Raw genomic sequence first — 16,609 nt, forward strand, 5'->3', positions numbered from 1 at the left:
TTAATTTAAACGTTTTCAATTGTTTATGAATATATAATTTTTAATGATATTTAATAAAACTACTTGTATATCATTAAAAATGGCTGTAAATTTGGCTGTAATATTTTTTGAGATGATTAATATAAAGAGAAAAATAAATGTTGTTTTAGAAAAAAGAAAAAAAGACGGCATTATTGTTAATGATAATGTTCCAATTTTTTTCCGTGTAACATATAATTCGAACAGAATCAATTTGTTTACAGGATTTCGGATTGATAGAAATAATTGGAATGAAGACTTATCACAGGTAAAAAAAGGTTTATCCAATCTAAATGGCGAATCTTCAGAAGATATCAATACAAAACTCCGAAATCTGGAAAGCGATTTGCAATCATTCTTTATCAAATGTCAAGTAGAAGATAGAATTCCAGCTGTTGAAGAGTTAAAAATTAATTTCGGATTGATTAAAAATAAAGGCAATATAAAAGAGAAAAAAATATCTGAAATAATTGAAGATAAGGAAAATAATGCAGGAACATTTTTCGATACGTTTGATAAGTTCACTGATTTTTCTGGAAAAGTAAATAATTGGACTATTGACACTTATAAAAAATTTGAAGCACTAAAAAATCATTTGATTGCATTCAACCCAAATCTGACCTTTGATAATCTCAATTCCGAAGGTCTTCCCAAACTACTATCCTACTTTTCGAATACATTAAAGTTAAACAATGTCACAACAAAAAAATATTTGAAAAATCTAAAATGGTTTTTGAGATTCGCAGTGAAAAATAATTATTGTGATAATCAATATTTTCAACAGTTTGCGCCAAAAATAAAAACCGCAGACAAAGTTGTGGTTTTCTTGTCTGAAGATGAAATTCTTAAAATTAAAAATTTAGAAATTTCTCAAACTAAAAAATATCTCGAAAGAGTACGTGATGTTCTTCTCTTTACGTGTTTCACAGGATTAAGATATTCTGATGTTCAAAAACTAAAAAAGACAGACATCAAAAATGATAAACTTTATATTGTTACAAAGAAAACGTCTGATTCCATTACAATTGAGTTAAATGATGTATCCAAAGAAATATTAGAAAAATATTCAGAAAACGAAACAGAAATGGCGTTGCCTGTAATTTCAAATCAAAAAATCAATGAATATTTAAAAGAATTGGGACGTTTAGCTGAAATAGATGAACCGATAAATCACACTTATTTTATCGGAAATAGTAGAAAAGATGACACTAAACCGAAATGTGAATATTTTTCTTCGCACATTGGTAGACGAACATTTATTTGCCTCTGTATTTCAAGAGGAATTCCAATTCACGTGGTTATGAAATGGACTGGGCATTCCGATTATCAATCGTTGAAACCTTATATTGACGTGGTCGATTCTACAAGAGAAGTTCAAATGCAAAAACTTAATATTATATGAAAATTTCCGAACACCTCGATATTACATTAAAATTAGAAAAATCATTAAACAGTTTAGGAAAAGATAATTTATCAAAAAAATTAGTAGATGATTTATTTGATTATTCAAAATCATTAAATGAACTCGAATACAGTGAATTATATGAACATAAGAGACCTGCATTAATTTACAAAGAATACAAAAATGCTTTACTTAGAGTGAAATTTCATATTCAAAGTAAACGGAGCGCTTTAGAGTTTAATGAAATCAGTGCTTTAATAAAAAATGAATCGACCGCAGAAAGAATAGAATATGATATTCATTACAAAAAACTACGTGAAATTAGTTTGGAAGTAAGGGTTTCAAATTCTAAATTAGAGAGTTCCGGTTACAAATATGATAATGACTCAATTGAAATTAAGCAATTAAATGATGAATACGAAATAGTTAAGAAAAAATACAAAAATGAACAAAGCATTAGTTCCTCTTTGTATGAAAAATGGGAACGTAAAAAACGTGATTTATTTTATCTTTTGAAAATCAATCCTATGCAAATCATTAGTCAAATTGATGAGATTGAGAGCCAACTTTTAATACTTAATAATATTCAAAAATATTCCGAAAAATTATTGAAAGAAGAAAGATTGGTTTATTTTATTTATAAAATTTTTGTCGAATTAAAATTAGTCAAACATATTGGCTATGTTGATTTTTCCAACCAATTTTTAGGAAATGAAATAATGACTTTGGAAAAAGAGCAAAAAAAAGACAGAAATATCGCTTATGCAATTAATTGCATTGCAAATGAATTTGTTATACCCGAAATAGCAACGAAATGGAAAAAAGATATGGCAAATTATTTCGAGTTGAAAGATTTTGAAAAGAAAATTAATCCGTCCAAAGAGAATAAGAATGAAACAGACAAAGAAATTGATAACATTATTTTAGTTTCTAAATAAACTCTTTTAGTCTCATAAAATTGATTGAAATCAATAAATAATTCCAAAAACCACAATTTGATATTCATAGAATTTCACAGAATTCCAAAATAGTAAGAAATAATTCAACACATTGAAAATCAGCACAAATAATTGTGCTGATTTTTTATTTTGAATTTTTCTGAATTTTAAAAACTACCAATATTTGCATCATAAAAGTTTAAACAATGGATACACAAAATTTATTATCAAAGCCAATTTGGCAAATGACAGGCGAAGAATTTTTAGCCCTTACAAAAACAGGAAGCGAAGAAAAATCAGAAAAAGTTCAGTCAGAAGCAACAGTGAAAACAAATCCAAAACTGGTGTATGGAATTCGTGGAATTGCAAATCTTTTTGATTGTTCAATTGCAACTGCAAATCGAATTAAGAAAAGTGGTGTGATTGATGGTGCAATTTTTCAGAGAAATAGAACAATTGTAGTGAATGCGGACGAAGCTCTCAAATTATTTAATGATAGTGAGAAAAAATAAAATCCAACTTTTCACTTTGAGTTTCACTAAAATAAGTTTCATCCAAAATCTGAATAAATATAAAAAAAAATTCAGGTAATTATATCTAAGCTAAGTGGGAAAAATCCATAAACTCTATCAAACCGATTCAGGTTCAGTTACGGTATTTGATAAAGTCACCAACTATTTGAACCAAAAATATCAAGTTCGTTACAATGAAATTGCTTTGGAATTTGAAATACGAACCGAAAACGAAGATTGGGAAGAACTCAATATCAATTCATTGTTTATTGAGCTGATTCAATCAGGTATTAGTATTACTTTGAACAAGTTGGAAATTTTACTGAAAAGTCATTTGATTGGTAAATACAATCCTATTTACAATTACTTTGAAAATTTACCAAAATGGAACTGCGAAAATCATATTCAAAAATTAGCAAATTACATAACCACGACTGACAATCAATCGTTTCAAAAACATTTTGAAAAATGGTTGACAAGAGCTGTTTTGTGTTCACTTAAGAAAGGTTACATCAACAAACAATGCTTCGTTTTATTCAATACCAAGCAAAATAGTGGGAAAAGCAGCTTTTTGAGATTCCTGATTCCTAATCAACTAGAAAAATATTACACCGAAGATATAGGAATTGATAAGGACGGATTGATTTCGCTTTGTAAGTCTATGATAATTAATATTGATGAGCTTTCGGTGATGTCTAAAATTGATGTCAATACACTGAAATCTTTCATTTCAAAAAATACCATTAATGCCCGATTACCTTACGACAGAAAATCTTCATTAATGCACAGAACCGCATCGTTTTGTGGCTCCACCAACCGCTCAGATTTCTTGACAGATGAAACAGGAAGTGTCCGTTGGCAAATTTTTGAAGTTTTGGAAATCGATTTCAATTATTCTAAGGAAATCAACATTAATCAAGTTTGGGCTCAGGCTTATTTCAATGCTTTTGAAAGAAAAAACTACAATCCCGAACTTACTGCCGAAGATATTCAGGAAAATGAAAAACGTAATGAAAAATACAAGCAAGTCAGTTTAGAGCAGGAAATTATTCTCACCCATTTTGAAAAATCGGAAAACAAAATTGATTTTTTGACCGCCACAGATATTATGCTTTCAATGAACAATGCTTTGGGAGTTCGGTTAAACATTATAAAAATCGGAAAAGCATTAACGACTTTGAATTACGAACGCATTAAACATTCCAAAAGACAAGTCTATGGTTATTTGATAAAGCGAAAAATAGAAGAATCAAAAAACGACAATTAACAATCAACTTACCTAAGTTACCACCTTACCTGAATTAAAAAAAACAACTATCAATAAAGGTTTTTCAATGAGTTAATGTTAAAATTAGTACTTACCTAGATTACCAATTTATATACAAGGAAAGGTAGATAGGTAGAAAAAGGTAATGGCTAAAAATTAACCGAAAACAGTTCAAATAAAGACTTTGGTAGAAAGGTAAGGAGATTTTAAAAACATTTACAAAACTTAAAAAAAATGAACTGCAAACAATTAAATAGCATATCGTTGGAAGAAGTCCTCCTTTCTCTCGGACACCTTCCCACGAAACAAAATGAAAAAGAAGCTTGGTATCTCAATCCCTTTGCCAGCGAATCCCAAGCCTCTTTTAAATTGGATAAAAGACTCAACGCCTGGTATCTTCATTCAGAAGGGATCGGCGGGAACAATACCGACTTTATGAAGAAATATCTGAACGCTTCAGTAAGCGAAGTTTTGGTTTGGGCAGAAGATCAGAGTTTTTCTTCTTTTCAACAGCAAAACATCTCAGATCGGAAAGTAGAAAATCTTCCTAAAAGTTATGAGATCATCGAAATTAAAAACGTTCAGCATCCTGCACTTTTAGAATATTTGAATCACAGAAAAGTAGAAAGCCAAATTGATTTTTTAGATGAAATTCATTATCGAATAAATGACAAAAATTATTTCGGAATTGGATTTAAAAACGATTCCGGTGGTTACGAAATTCGCAATAAATATTCAAAAATCTGCTTAGGCAAAAAAGATATATCTACGGTAAAAAACAGCTCAAATTCAATTCGGGTTTTCGAGGGTTTTTTCGATTTTCTATCCTTTAAGAATATAGAGAATTTTTTAGAAAAAGAGCCTTCGGATTATCTGATTTTGAATTCAGTATCGATGATTTCCAATATTAAAACTACACTTGATAATTACGAAAACATCGAGCTTTATTTTGACAATGACGAAGCTGGAAACAGAGCGGTTGAAATGATTAAAAACGAAAATGAAATAGCAGAAGATTGTCGGATTTTGTATTCTAATTTCAAAGACTTGAATGATTGGTTGATCCACAAAAATCCATCAAATGAACAACAAGTTAGGTACAGGAGAAGGTGAGTAAAATAAGCATAGGTAAAATACGGTGGGTAGTTAGTGCAAAAAGTACCCAAAGTTTACAATAAGCGTTTCCGCTGATTGCAAAATTGGGATTTTTGATTTCTTCCTATCGTCAGAAATGTTTTTAAACACACTCAAAACAATACAATGGAAAAAGACTTTTTACAAGAATTTATAAACCAAGCCACAAAAGAAAACGAAGCCAAAATTGCTCAGGAAAAGAGAAAAAAACATTTCCAAGAATTGGGCAGAAAAGGTGGTTTGAAGACCAAAGAAAATAAAAAACTGGATAAAGTTATTTCGATACGAATGACCAATTCCGAATATGAAACCCTGATTCAAAAACAAGAAAAATATCCGTTAAAATTATCAACCTATATCCGAAATATTTTGTTGGAAAAAGAACTCAAGATTAATGAATTTCAAACCGATGAAGTCTTACTTCAATATGGAAATCACTTCAAAAAAATAACGAATCTTTTGCGAAATCGGGAATGGAATGTTTTTGAAAATAAGAAAGAAATTTTAATGAAAATCGAAAATCTAATCGGATTGATTCATCAATATTTATATTCAAAAACTCAGAAAAATGAATAATTCTGCAGCCACAAGAACCATTACAAAAATAGCTTTGGAATACAATGGAAATGACAAAGGAACAGCCGAATGATTTCGTCAAATTGTCTTTTAAGTTCAAATCCGGAAGGTCAGTATTTAGAAATGAAAACTGTAGCCGACCGAAATCCCAAAGTGAAGAAATGGGCATTGACAGGTTATATTTCTCAACCAGACGAAATTGGCAGAAAATTGAAGGATGAAGAATTTTTAGAAATCGCCACCAAAGCTTTAGAAAAAATCGGGGTGACAGAAAACAACCAATTTCGATTGGATATCCACAACAGTACGAAGCAAAAGCATATTCATTTTATCGTGAACAGGATTGATGTTTCGGGGAAATGTACCGTGAGATCACACGATATAGGAAGAAGATTCGGAGAAGCCGTTCGAGAAGTTTGTATAGAAAAAGGATTGTTGACTGATGTGGAAATAGGAATTCAGAAAAAAGCTGAGATGCTGAAAAGCCTAACAGAAACTTTAAAGACCACCGATAATTTTGATGAACTGATTTTAGAAATGAATAGAAAAGGTTTTGAAATTCAATTGTCTTCAAATGTAAAAGACGGGATTTCGGGAATGCGGATTGTGATGGAAAAAGACAAAAATCATCAAACAGAAAGAGTTTATAAAGCGGGTTACAAATTGTCTGAAATTTCAAATCAATTGAAAATCTCTGAAATAAAATCTTTGTTTGAAGTGAAAAAAGCGGTTAGGGATGCACAAAAACACACTGTCAACTTAGAGGGGTTTCGGAAAAATATTCGAGAAAAAGGATTTTCTGTAAAGATCCAATATAACGGAGAATTTAAAGCCAATCAAAAAAAAGAAATTCAAGATTTATGGATAAACCAAGTTGATAATAATCAACAGAAAAACGGATTCTTTTTCCGAAAAAAGATTAGTAAAAAACAAAAGTAAGCAAAATGGCGAAAATGGTTATTATACAGAGGTTTATAAAACAGCAGTACAAAGTTGGAAGTCGGTGTACGATAGGTTTTGGGCTTAAAAAGACAAGGTTAGGTTACTAAATCATTACCAGTTCAGCTTGGTAATGATTGTGATAAATGGCTATAATTCAATCTTTTGCATTCTTTTTCATAGTTCCTTGTAGCTCATTGATAGTTAATTTTAAACATTAAACAATTGAGTTATGGAGACAGTGAAAAGATCCACCTTCAAGTTATTGCTTTACCTGAAGAAAAATGAACCAAAAAAGAAAGGTAACGTACCAGTTATGGGACGGATTACCATCGACGGAACGCCTAAAACATTTGGAACCAAACTAGAAATTGATCCCAATATCGCCATTTTAAATCGTCTATTAGTTTCATTTGTTTATATTTTATATTATTGAGCAAAAGTACAACAAGCAAGTTACTTTTTGTAACTTTGTATCAAAAAGTAATAGTAACATTTGAGTAACTAGCTAACTTATTATGGAAACACCAATAGAACCAATAAAAGAATGTAGCCATACCATATTGGCAATTCACGATGTAATGGATTTACTTAATGGAAAGTGGAAAGTGTCTATTATCGCATGCCTTTGTTACGAAAAAATGCGTTATTCTGAATTGTTAAGAGAGGTAAAAGGAATTTCGGGTAGAATGTTAAGTAGAGATCTGAAGGAACTAGAAATGAATCAACTGATTACAAGAACGGTACTAAATACTCAACCTGTAACCATAGAATATGAAATAACTGAATATGGATCAACACTTAAAAAATTAACAACTACTATTGCTGAATGGGGTATAATTCATAGAAATAGAATAATAGGTAATAGGTAATAAATTAGGTGATTACCGTTAACATTACTGCGTAATGCCATTGGTAGTACAATTAAACATATCAGAGACAAGGAAAATGTTTAGGTAGTATAATTTAGTTCATTCGAAAGTATTTCAAGCTACTCTGTAATTTATATCTTCAGCTATAAAATTGTAATACTAATACGAATTGTTGTCATCACTAAATGTTGGCCTATTTTAATTATTGGTCGTGATTTTTGTTTTGTGCTTTCCTCCCCATTGAGCCAAAGCCGTAATAATATCTTTCAACGATTGACTGTAATCAGTAGGAAGATATTCTACTATTACAGGGGTTTGGTCCGCAAATACAGTTCTTCCCACCAAATGGTTTACCTCTAATTTCTTCAATTCACTTGATAGCATTTTTGCGGAAATACCTTTTACGGCTCGTTGTAATTCGTTGAACCTTGTATGACCGCCTAAAATTGCAATCATAACCCGTATGGTCCACCTACCGCCAAGAACGTATATAGCGTCTTCTGTTGCTGATAGACGATTTGTGCATTGTACTGGTGAATACTCTAATTTATTCTTCGCCATTATTCATTTTTTGGAATCTACTAACCAAAAGGTTACTACTTACATTTTAGTAACTACTGTAGTTTAGTTAGTAAATATACATAATTTTGTAGTATCAAATTTTTAAAAATGAAAAAATGAAAGCAACAAAAATCGCATACTACGTTACAACAGGAATCACTTCCGCAATGATGACATATATTGCATTTGAGACCCTCACCAAACCTGAAGTCAAAGTATCAATGGCACATTTAGGGTTTCCGGATTATTTTCGGATTGAATTGGGAATTACAAAACTTATCGGTGCAGTTTTACTTTGGCTGCCGGTTAGATTGTTAAAAGAGACTGCTTACATAGGTTTCGCAATTATGTTCGTATCGGCTTCCATAGCACATTATGCAGTAGGCGATCCTGCGGATAAGGTTATCGCCGGTATTGTTTTTCTTGCAATTTTAATTGCTTCGTACATAAGCCACGAAAAACTTCAAAACAAATAAAAATTATTGATTGATATAATTTTTGACACACATTTAAACAAATAGATATATGATATTAGTAACAGGAGCTACCGGTCAATTTGGTGCAAAAGCAGTTGAACATTTATTAAAAAAAGGAGTAAATCCTACAGAAATTTCAGTTTTAGTGAGAGATTCTGATAAAGCAATTAGTTTAAAAGAAAAAGGGGTACATATTAAACAAGGCAATTATACCGACTATGGTTCGATGGTAGAGGCTTTTCGAGGAGTAGATAAATTATTGCTGGTGTCTAGCAATGATAGGGAGGCTTTTGAAAACCGTACGTTACATCACATAAATGTAATAAAAGCAGCCAAGGAAGCAAACGTCAATCACATTATATATACTTCCTTTGTTAGAAAAGCAGGTTATGAAAAATCAGCTATAGCTGATTTCCAAAATTCTCACGTCGAGACTGAAAACTGTCTAAAAGAAAGTGGTATTGATTACACCATACTTCAAAATGGTATTTACGCTGAAATGATACTCGCTTTTGTCGGCGATAAAGTGGCCGAGACCAAAAACATTTTGTTTCCTGCAGGAGACGGGAAAGCAAGTTGGGTACTTCGCGAAGAGTTGGCCGAAGCTGCTGCACACGTTTTAACAACAGAGGATCATAGAAATAAAACCTATTCATTAACCAATACCGAATCCATTGGTTTTAATACCATAGCTCAAGATATTTCTGAAGTATTGGATAAAAAAGTCAAGTACACATCCCCAGATGTTAATGAGTTTAAAGCTATTATGGAAAAAGCTGGCGTACCCGAAATGTATATTGGTATGTCCACTATGTGGGGTACAGCTATATCGGAACAAACAATGGACAAAGAAGATGATACCTTGGCGAATTTCTTAAATAGAAAACCAACTTCTATACGTCAATTTATACAACAGGTTTATAGTTAATCGCTTACTTTCAATTCGAGAGTGTAATGATTTAGCCTAAATCTTAACAAATTAACGAACATAAGTAGCAAATAGAGAAATAGCTATTTATGAACCAAATAAATTCAAGAAATCACATTGCTCTATGAACGAAAAATATACAGTACCAGCAACTACAAGAATAGGACACGTACATCTAAAGGTAGCTGACCTTGATAAATCTCTGGGTTTTTATAAAGATTTATTAGGCTTTGAAATGACGTCAACTTATGGGAAACAGGCCGCTTTTTTATCGGCAGGTAGCTATCATCATCATATAGGTCTCAATACGTGGCATAGCGCTGGGTCGCCACCTGCGCCCGCGAATGGTGTTGTTTCTGTGGTCATTCCAAGAAAGGAATTAATGTATTGTTGGTACTTGATTGAAACGTTCTCTGTTTTGCTCAAATTATTACAGTTTTTCAGTAGAAATGGCATTTTAAATTTTTTAAAAACTCTTCATAATTATTACACCCCCAATAATTAGTAACATACCCATAACTCTGCCTATAGTGATCGGTATATGTTGTGCTCCCATAATATGAAAGTGCTCCATCAACATGGATATTAACAATTGTCCAGTAACTACTAATCCGAAAGTTAATCCAGGACCGATCTTAGGAAAGGCAAGCACAATAATCGTAACATAAAAAGCACCCAATAATCCACCCAACCATGCATATGTAGGAGCATCTTTTATACCTTTCCATGAGATGTCTTGAGAAGTTAAAAGGATGTAAATCACTAATGCCAGAAGACCGATGGCAAATGATATCATGGATGCATGTATAGGACTACCGCCAGTTTTAGCCAGTTTGTTATTCATGCCGGACTGTATGGGAAGAAATGTGCCAGCAATAAATGTCATTATAATCCAAATAAATTTTTCCATTTTGTTTAAGTAAAAAGTTTAAAGTTTGTTGTTGTCAAACCATTGTATATGTATTAATTAAGAAGGGATTTCTAACGCTATATTTTTATATGGCTAAGTTTCCATCGTCGATGACTCCAATGCCACATTTATGGGCTTGGGTAATGGGATTTTTAAAAATCTTGCCTACTCATCTACAAAATTTCACATCCTTCCGATCCTTTGGACTGCTCAACATATTAATTTAATCGAACCGCTTCTTCTATAGGAATCCTGCCTTCCAGAATTTCAAAAGTTTGATTTTGCATAACGTCGTTATCCAAAACTTCAACTAAGGTTTTAGCAACATCAGCTCTTGAAATGTTGCCGCTTTTGTCCAATTTGGAACCGAATTCGATTCTACCCTTACCAGCCTCATTTGGCAATGCTCCCCATAATCCAACCCACTTGCTCGCAAATGTTTATCTACCATTTGTTTTGCTTTCAATATTCTTCGAGATCACCACCCTGTGAAGGATCGTCCGTTCCCATCGTACCAAGCATCACGAATTTTGATATTCCAGCTTTCTTAGCCGCGTCAATCAATCGTATAGCGGCGTTTTGGTCAACCTCGATCACTTTTTTACCACCAGATCCGGCAGCAAAAATTACTTTGTCAATTTGAGTTAGTGCTTGGCTCAAGTCCTTCCAAATTGGCTAGTACAGTGGTAACTTGTTCACTTTCAAAATGCTCTTTTTGCTCTTGTTTCCGAACCATGGCAATCGGTTTATATGCATCCGATTTTTAAAGTATATCGATGATAATCCTTCCTGTGGTGCCATTAGCCCCGGCTAGCAATACATTTTTTTCTGACTATTCAATTCTTTCGATTTTAATAATTATTTTCTAGGTTTTCCTCTTTCATATTGTTTTGGCCAATTTGGTATGATATGCATTTGATCAGCTCCGAGTAGTGCGAAATATGGATTTCGTAACATCTCCCTACCGATAAAAATTAAATCGGCTTCATCTTTGTCCAAAATATCATCGGCCTGATAAACATCCGTAATTAAACCTACAGCACCTGTCGCGATGTTTACTTCCTTCCTGATCCTTTCGGCAAAAGGAACTTGATAGTTTTTTTCAACTTGAATATTTTGTTCTTTTACAACTCCTCCAGAGGAACAATCTATCAAATCGACTCCGTTTGTTTTTAACAATGTTGATACTTCCACAGAATCATCTATAGTGTGACCACCAGGTGCCCATTCTTCGGCAGAGATGCGTACAAAAAGAGGCATTTCCTGCGGTATTACAGAACGGATACCTTTAGTTACTTCAATCAATAGACGCATACGATTTTCAAATGAACCTCCATATTTATCCTCTCTTTTATTTGTTAGTGGCGACAAAAATTGGTTCAACAGATAGCCATGTGCTGCATGTATCTCAATAATTTCGAAGCCAGCGCTCACGGCTCTTTTTGCAGCATTTACGAATGACTGTATGATAGTTTGAATTTCTTCGATAGACAATTCTTTAGGTGTTACGTCATCCTCATAAAATGGCAATGGCGTCGGGGCAACAGTTTGCCAACCTCCAGCTATTCGGCTAATTTGTTTCCCTCCTTCCCAGGGAGTTAGGCAGCTAGCCTTTCTACCCGCATGAGACAACTGAATGCCTGAAGAAACACCTTGTGCTTTAATAAAAGTTGTGATTCGTTTTAAGGGTTCTATATGTTCATCTGACCAAATTCCCAGGTCTGATGGTGAGATCCTTCCCTCTGGTGAAACTGCCGCTGCTTCCGTAAAAACGAGGCCGGCACCTCCAACGGCATGCGAACCTAGATGTACAAGATGCCAGTCATTGGCCATGCCATTTTCTGCACTATATTGGCACATTGGCGATACTACAATTCTGTTTGACAATTCCAAACCTCTAAGGGTAAAGGACGAATATAATTTTGACATGTACTAGAGATGTTTTAATAGAAAATTGGCTTCAAAGTAAATTTCAACTTAAAAGCCAACTTTCCTATGCTATAGAAACCTATTTTTTAGATTCCAATTTGTTTAATAATAATTCAGCAACTTTTTGCGATGAGGCTGGGTTTTGTCCTGTAATGAGCAATCCATCTTCCAACGCATAGGCCTCAAAATCTTTTGATTTGCTATATATACCTCCTTTTTCCTTCAACATGTCTTCAACAAGAAAAGGGACAACATCGGTAAGACCAACCAGTTTTTCCTCTGAATTTGTAAATCCAGTTACTTTTTTTCCTTTTACAAGTGGTTCCCCCGAAATATTTTTTACATTTTTCAGGGCTGCAGGGGCATGGCATACAAAGGCAACAGGTTTACCGGCATTATAAAAATTCTCGATCAACCTTGCCGAAACTTCACTCTCTGCCAAATCCCATAACGGACCGTGACCACCTGGATAGAATACTGCGTCATATTCGTTTGCAGACACCTCGGAAAGTTTATGCGTTTTGCTCAGTTTTTCCTGTAATGCCTCATCATTTTTAAACCGTTTGGTGGATTCTGTCTGATTTTCCGGTTTATCACTGGTAGGATCTATAGGTGGCTGACCTCCATCAGGTGAGGCCAAAGTAACGCTGGCACCATTATCTACTAAATAATAATAAGGCGTTGCAAATTCTTCTATCCAAAATCCGGTTTTCTCACCAGTATTTCCCAATAATGCATGAGAGGTTAACACAATTAATATTTTCATTTTTATCATTTTTATCTACTTTTGAAGTTTTTATTAAAGATTTGTAAATTTCATACCATTAGCATTGTAGCGTTCTCCAGCTACTGTGTTGTAGGTATCATCCAAATACTGCATCTCCTCTTGGGTAAGTTCAACGTCAACAGCTTTCGCGTTTTCGATCAAGTATTTCTCATGCTTGGTGCCGGGAATAGGAATTATATTTTCTCCTTTGTGTAATAACCAAGCTAAAGACAATTGTGCAGGTGTTACGTTCTTCTTGTCAGCTAACTGCTCAATTCGGCTTAAAAGTGTTTTGTTGCTTTCAAAGAATTCTTTTTGGAAACGAGGCACTGTATGTCGGAAATCATTCTCGGATAATTCTGAAGTGTCCTTGATGGTTCCTGATAGAAAACCTCTACCCAACGGACTGTATGGTACTAATGAAATTCCCAACTCTTCTATAACGGACATTGTGGTTTGCTCAACATCACGTGACCAGATGGAATACTCGGTTTGTACCGCAGTAATAGGATGAACTTTATGGGCTCGTCTTAGCGTCTCACCCGATATTTCCGAAAGGCCGATATATCTAACTTTTCCTTCTTTTACCAATTCTGCCATTGCGCCAACTGTTTCCTCGATAGGCGTATTAGGATCCACACGATGCAGATAATACAAATCGATTGCCTCGCGGCCCAGTCGTTTTAAACTTGCTTCACACGCACTTTTCACATACTCGGGAGAACCATTAAGTTGCCTTACTTCTGGGTTGTTCTTGTCCCGTACAAAGCCAAACTTTGTCGCTAGCACCAGATCGTTCCAACGGTCGCTATAGGCTTTCCGAAGAAGTTCTTCGTTAGCACCTATGCCATAAACATCGGCTGTGTCGATAAAGTCGACCCCAATATCCAATGCTTTGTGCAAGGTTTTGATACTTTGTTTCTCATCCGTTGCCCCATAGAATTCCGACATCCCCATGGCTCCTAAGCCAATGGGAAATACTTTTAGGTCACTTTTTCCAATTGTTCTTGCTTTCATTTTTTCTAGGTTAAAATGTTAATAACTCATTTCTACTATTTTTTCCGCATCGGAAGGGGTGAGGGTTTTGTGTTCTCCAAGTCCGGCCCAGCCACGATCTGTAAAACGTTTTGAGACAATACTTCCCGTCTTTGCATAATCATCTGTGTATTCTGAAAGCTTCGTTTTGATTCCTAATGAGTGAAAAAATTCTTCAGTTTTTTCAATTCCTGCCTTGGCTTTTTCCTCCACCGTTCCATCTACAACATTCCAGATACGTTCTGCATATTGTGCGAGCTTTTCCTTTTTAGAGTCAAAGTTATAACGGTAGTGGCTTGGAGCCACAATAGCCAATGTTCTTGCATGATCGATGCCATACAGCGCCGTTAATTCGTGTCCCATCATGTGTACTGCCCAGTCGCTGGGAACTCCTTGTTGGATTAGTCCATTTAATGCCATCGTACAGCTCCACATAAAGTTTGATGCAGCGGAGTAATCTGACGGGTCTTTCAAAATGGTTGGTGCCACTTCAACCAAGGTTTGTAAAATACTTTCTGCAAAGCGATCCTGTAACAACGCACCCGTAGGATAGGTCATATATTGCTCAAGAACGTGTGTGTAGGCATCTGTGATCCCATTGGCCAACTGGCGTTGGGGAATAGATTTCACAACTTCTGGATCAAGAATTGAAAATAATGGAAAAAGACCTGGTCCGCCCATGGCCAATTTCTCTTTAGTTTCTTTTCTAGTGATAACCGCTCCAGAATTCATTTCAGAACCTGTTGCAGGCAAGGTTAAAACCGTTCCAAAGGGCATTCCCTCGGTAGTTGGTTTATTAGATGTTAATAAATCCCAAGGGCTATCGCCTTTGTAAAGGGCTGCTGCCGATAAAAATTTTGTACCATCGATAACGGATCCTCCACCAACGGCCAGTAAGAAATTAATGCCATCCTCTTTTATAACTTGTAGGGCTTGCATTAAGATACTATATTCTGGATTCGCCGGAATTCCACCAAATTCCACAACTTTATAAGCTGAAAGTGCTTTTTTCACCTGATCGTAGATTCCGTTTTTTTTGATGCTTCCGCCTCCGTATAGCAACAATATTTTTGCGTTTTCGGGAATCTCTTTTGATAGATTTTCTATTTGACCTTTGCCAAATAGTATTTTTGTTGGATTTTTAAATTGAAAATTTTTCATTTGACTTTTGTTTTAAATATTAATAATTAGTGTTGGTTATTTTTCACAGGCAACCAACCTGTTCTTGAAATAAGTGCACTCCATAGAGGCGTAGGTATCTTTAATAAATCTTGAGTATTTACATCCAGTTCCGTTCTAATTTGGTCCACTGCATTGTTCTTTACTTTGGTCAACCAATGCGGTTCCATTAAAAGTTCTCTGGCCATGGCTACCAATGGAATGTTGCCCGTGAGAACTCTTTCTACTTCTTCTGGCGTGTGAAGACTTCCCACACCAATAACAGGAAGGCTATGTCCCACTTTGGTTGCAATTAGTTGGGCCCGAGATGCCGTATCATTTTTATCCCGCATTGAACCTGCCCAAAAATCCATTACTGAAATGTGTAAATAGTCTAATTGTTTTAGGGAAAGTGCTTCCACCAAATGAAGTGTATCTTCCATTGTGATACCTGGGTTTTCCAATTCTTCGGGTGAAAGACGGTATCCAACAAGGAATGGACTCGATGAAAGTGCAGCCGATTCTATTACAGCATCAACTACAGCGAGGGGGAAAGTCATTCTCTTCATCAAATCTCCACCCCATTTGTCTGTTCTACGATTAGAATGAGGGGAGAAAAATTGCTGTAATAAATAAGTGTTTGCTCCATGTATTTCAACCCCATCGAAACCAGCTTCTATCGCTCTACGAGTAGCTTCTCCAAAAGCCACAATTGTTTCTTGTATTTCAGTTGCAGTCATTTCTCGTGGAACTTGAGCATCTTCTCTTTCGGCGGCAACGGCACTGGCACTTAGCGATTGTCCGTCAAGGAGTTCTTCGGGAGGCGACATCCTTCCTCCGTGATATAACTGAAGTACAGCTTTGTTGCCGTTTGTTTTTAACGCATCAGCTATTCTTTTCAAGCTTGGAATTAATTCATCAGAATCGGCACCTATCTGACCATGAAAACCTTTTCCATGTTTAATTACATAGGCGCAAGCGGTAATCAATAGCCCGGCTGATTGATTGCGTTCACGGTAGTATGCCACTTCGGCATCTGTAGTAGTTCCATCATTATTACCCGAAAAGGTGGTCATGGGAGCCAGTACGATTCTATTCGTTATATTAATCCCGGAAACGGGAAAAGTAAAAGGAGAAAGTATCTTATTATAATTTGACTTCATTTTTTAAATAATTATTGGTATTGCA

21 protein-coding genes are annotated in these 16,609 nt (G+C 34.7%); 12 read left to right on the plus strand and 9 right to left on the minus strand.

Translation table 11 applies throughout. From position 1 onward, the window contains the following. Positions 1-79: 79 nt before the first annotated feature. The 9 genes from AC00Y6_RS00350 (at position 80) to AC00Y6_RS00390 (ending at position 7,658) form a co-directional block, all read left to right on the plus strand. Positions 80-1,420 (plus strand): site-specific integrase, encoded by a 1,341-nt coding sequence (locus tag AC00Y6_RS00350; RefSeq protein WP_474488637.1) that lies wholly within the window; start codon positions 80-82, stop codon positions 1,418-1,420. Next, the gene (locus AC00Y6_RS00355; RefSeq protein WP_474488638.1) at positions 1,417-2,358 is read left to right on the plus strand and encodes a hypothetical protein; all 942 of its coding nucleotides are present in this window, start codon (positions 1,417-1,419) and stop codon (positions 2,356-2,358) included. The genes AC00Y6_RS00350 and AC00Y6_RS00355 overlap by 4 nt, the downstream gene beginning before the upstream one ends. 206 nt (positions 2,359-2,564) lie before the next feature. Then, complete coding sequence (locus AC00Y6_RS00360; RefSeq protein WP_474488639.1) at positions 2,565-2,870, plus strand: DUF3853 family protein; 306 nt, start codon at positions 2,565-2,567, stop codon at positions 2,868-2,870. Between the two features lie 94 nt (positions 2,871-2,964). Continuing rightward, entirely contained in the window at positions 2,965-4,137 is a 1,173-nt protein-coding gene (locus AC00Y6_RS00365) for a VapE domain-containing protein (protein WP_474488640.1), read from the plus strand. Between the two features lie 234 nt (positions 4,138-4,371). After that, the gene (locus tag AC00Y6_RS00370; RefSeq protein WP_474488641.1) at positions 4,372-5,250 is read left to right on the plus strand and encodes a toprim domain-containing protein; all 879 of its coding nucleotides are present in this window, start codon (positions 4,372-4,374) and stop codon (positions 5,248-5,250) included. Between the two features lie 147 nt (positions 5,251-5,397). After that, a complete protein-coding gene (locus AC00Y6_RS00375) occupies positions 5,398-5,847 on the plus strand; it encodes a plasmid mobilization protein (RefSeq protein ID WP_474488642.1) in 450 nt (149 codons plus the stop codon). A 123-nt stretch (positions 5,848-5,970) separates the two neighbouring features. Continuing rightward, the gene (locus tag AC00Y6_RS00380) at positions 5,971-6,786 is read left to right on the plus strand and encodes a relaxase/mobilization nuclease domain-containing protein (RefSeq protein WP_474488643.1); all 816 of its coding nucleotides are present in this window, start codon (positions 5,971-5,973) and stop codon (positions 6,784-6,786) included. A 232-nt stretch (positions 6,787-7,018) separates the two neighbouring features. Then, positions 7,019-7,222 carry an Arm DNA-binding domain-containing protein gene (locus AC00Y6_RS00385; protein WP_474488644.1) on the plus strand — a complete coding sequence of 68 codons (204 nt, stop codon included), beginning with the start codon at positions 7,019-7,021 and terminating at the stop codon, positions 7,220-7,222. 82 nt (positions 7,223-7,304) lie between these two features. Then, positions 7,305-7,658 (plus strand): winged helix-turn-helix transcriptional regulator, encoded by a 354-nt coding sequence (locus AC00Y6_RS00390; RefSeq protein WP_474488645.1) that lies wholly within the window; start codon positions 7,305-7,307, stop codon positions 7,656-7,658. 198 nt (positions 7,659-7,856) lie between these two features. Here the strand turns inward: AC00Y6_RS00390 and AC00Y6_RS00395 are convergent, their stop codons facing one another. Continuing rightward, the gene (locus AC00Y6_RS00395; RefSeq protein WP_474488646.1) at positions 7,857-8,219 is read right to left on the minus strand and encodes a winged helix-turn-helix transcriptional regulator; all 363 of its coding nucleotides are present in this window, start codon (positions 8,217-8,219) and stop codon (positions 7,857-7,859) included. A gap of 116 nt (positions 8,220-8,335) precedes the next feature. On the opposite strand from AC00Y6_RS00395, the gene AC00Y6_RS00400 reads away from it, so the two are divergent. The 3 genes from AC00Y6_RS00400 to AC00Y6_RS00410 all read left to right on the plus strand — a co-directional run bounded on the left by AC00Y6_RS00400 (position 8,336) and on the right by AC00Y6_RS00410 (position 10,128). Next, positions 8,336-8,695 (plus strand): DoxX family protein, encoded by a 360-nt coding sequence (locus AC00Y6_RS00400; RefSeq protein WP_474488647.1) that lies wholly within the window; start codon positions 8,336-8,338, stop codon positions 8,693-8,695. Between the two features lie 49 nt (positions 8,696-8,744). Next, positions 8,745-9,623 carry an SDR family oxidoreductase gene (locus AC00Y6_RS00405; protein WP_474488648.1) on the plus strand — a complete coding sequence of 293 codons (879 nt, stop codon included), beginning with the start codon at positions 8,745-8,747 and terminating at the stop codon, positions 9,621-9,623. 124 nt (positions 9,624-9,747) lie between these two features. Continuing rightward, positions 9,748-10,128 carry a VOC family protein gene (locus tag AC00Y6_RS00410; protein ID WP_474488649.1) on the plus strand — a complete coding sequence of 127 codons (381 nt, stop codon included), beginning with the start codon at positions 9,748-9,750 and terminating at the stop codon, positions 10,126-10,128. Here AC00Y6_RS00410 and AC00Y6_RS00415 read toward each other — a convergent pair. The 8 genes from AC00Y6_RS00415 to AC00Y6_RS00450 all read right to left on the minus strand — a co-directional run bounded on the left by AC00Y6_RS00415 (position 10,090) and on the right by AC00Y6_RS00450 (position 16,584). After that, complete coding sequence (locus AC00Y6_RS00415; protein ID WP_474488650.1) at positions 10,090-10,533, minus strand: DMT family transporter; 444 nt, start codon at positions 10,531-10,533, stop codon at positions 10,090-10,092. The two genes, AC00Y6_RS00410 and AC00Y6_RS00415, sit on opposite strands and share 39 nt — an antisense overlap. Before the next feature lie 218 nt (positions 10,534-10,751). Beyond that, the gene (locus AC00Y6_RS00420) at positions 10,752-10,892 is read right to left on the minus strand and encodes a hypothetical protein (protein ID WP_474488651.1); all 141 of its coding nucleotides are present in this window, start codon (positions 10,890-10,892) and stop codon (positions 10,752-10,754) included. Positions 10,893-10,995: 103 nt separating this feature from the next. Further along, on the minus strand, positions 10,996-11,193 hold the full coding sequence (locus tag AC00Y6_RS00425; RefSeq protein ID WP_474488652.1) for an NAD(P)H-binding protein: 198 nt from the start codon (positions 11,191-11,193) through the stop codon (positions 10,996-10,998). Positions 11,194-11,391: 198 nt separating this feature from the next. Further along, positions 11,392-12,462 (minus strand): NADH:flavin oxidoreductase/NADH oxidase, encoded by a 1,071-nt coding sequence (locus AC00Y6_RS00430; RefSeq protein WP_474488653.1) that lies wholly within the window; start codon positions 12,460-12,462, stop codon positions 11,392-11,394. 79 nt (positions 12,463-12,541) lie between these two features. Then, positions 12,542-13,228, minus strand: a complete 687-nt coding sequence (locus tag AC00Y6_RS00435) for a type 1 glutamine amidotransferase domain-containing protein (protein WP_474488654.1) — start codon at positions 13,226-13,228, stop codon at positions 12,542-12,544. A 33-nt stretch (positions 13,229-13,261) separates the two neighbouring features. Next, positions 13,262-14,245, minus strand: a complete 984-nt coding sequence (locus tag AC00Y6_RS00440; RefSeq protein ID WP_474488655.1) for an aldo/keto reductase — start codon at positions 14,243-14,245, stop codon at positions 13,262-13,264. Between the two features lie 18 nt (positions 14,246-14,263). Then, positions 14,264-15,424: an iron-containing alcohol dehydrogenase gene (locus tag AC00Y6_RS00445; RefSeq protein ID WP_474488656.1), complete on the minus strand. Its 1,161-nt coding sequence runs from the start codon at positions 15,422-15,424 to the stop codon at positions 14,264-14,266. A 26-nt stretch (positions 15,425-15,450) separates the two neighbouring features. Next, positions 15,451-16,584, minus strand: coding sequence for an NADH-dependent flavin oxidoreductase (locus AC00Y6_RS00450; protein WP_474488657.1), 1,134 nt, complete (start codon positions 16,582-16,584; stop codon positions 15,451-15,453). Positions 16,585-16,609 lie beyond the last annotated feature (25 nt).

This window comes from Epilithonimonas sp., from assembly GCF_056329745.1.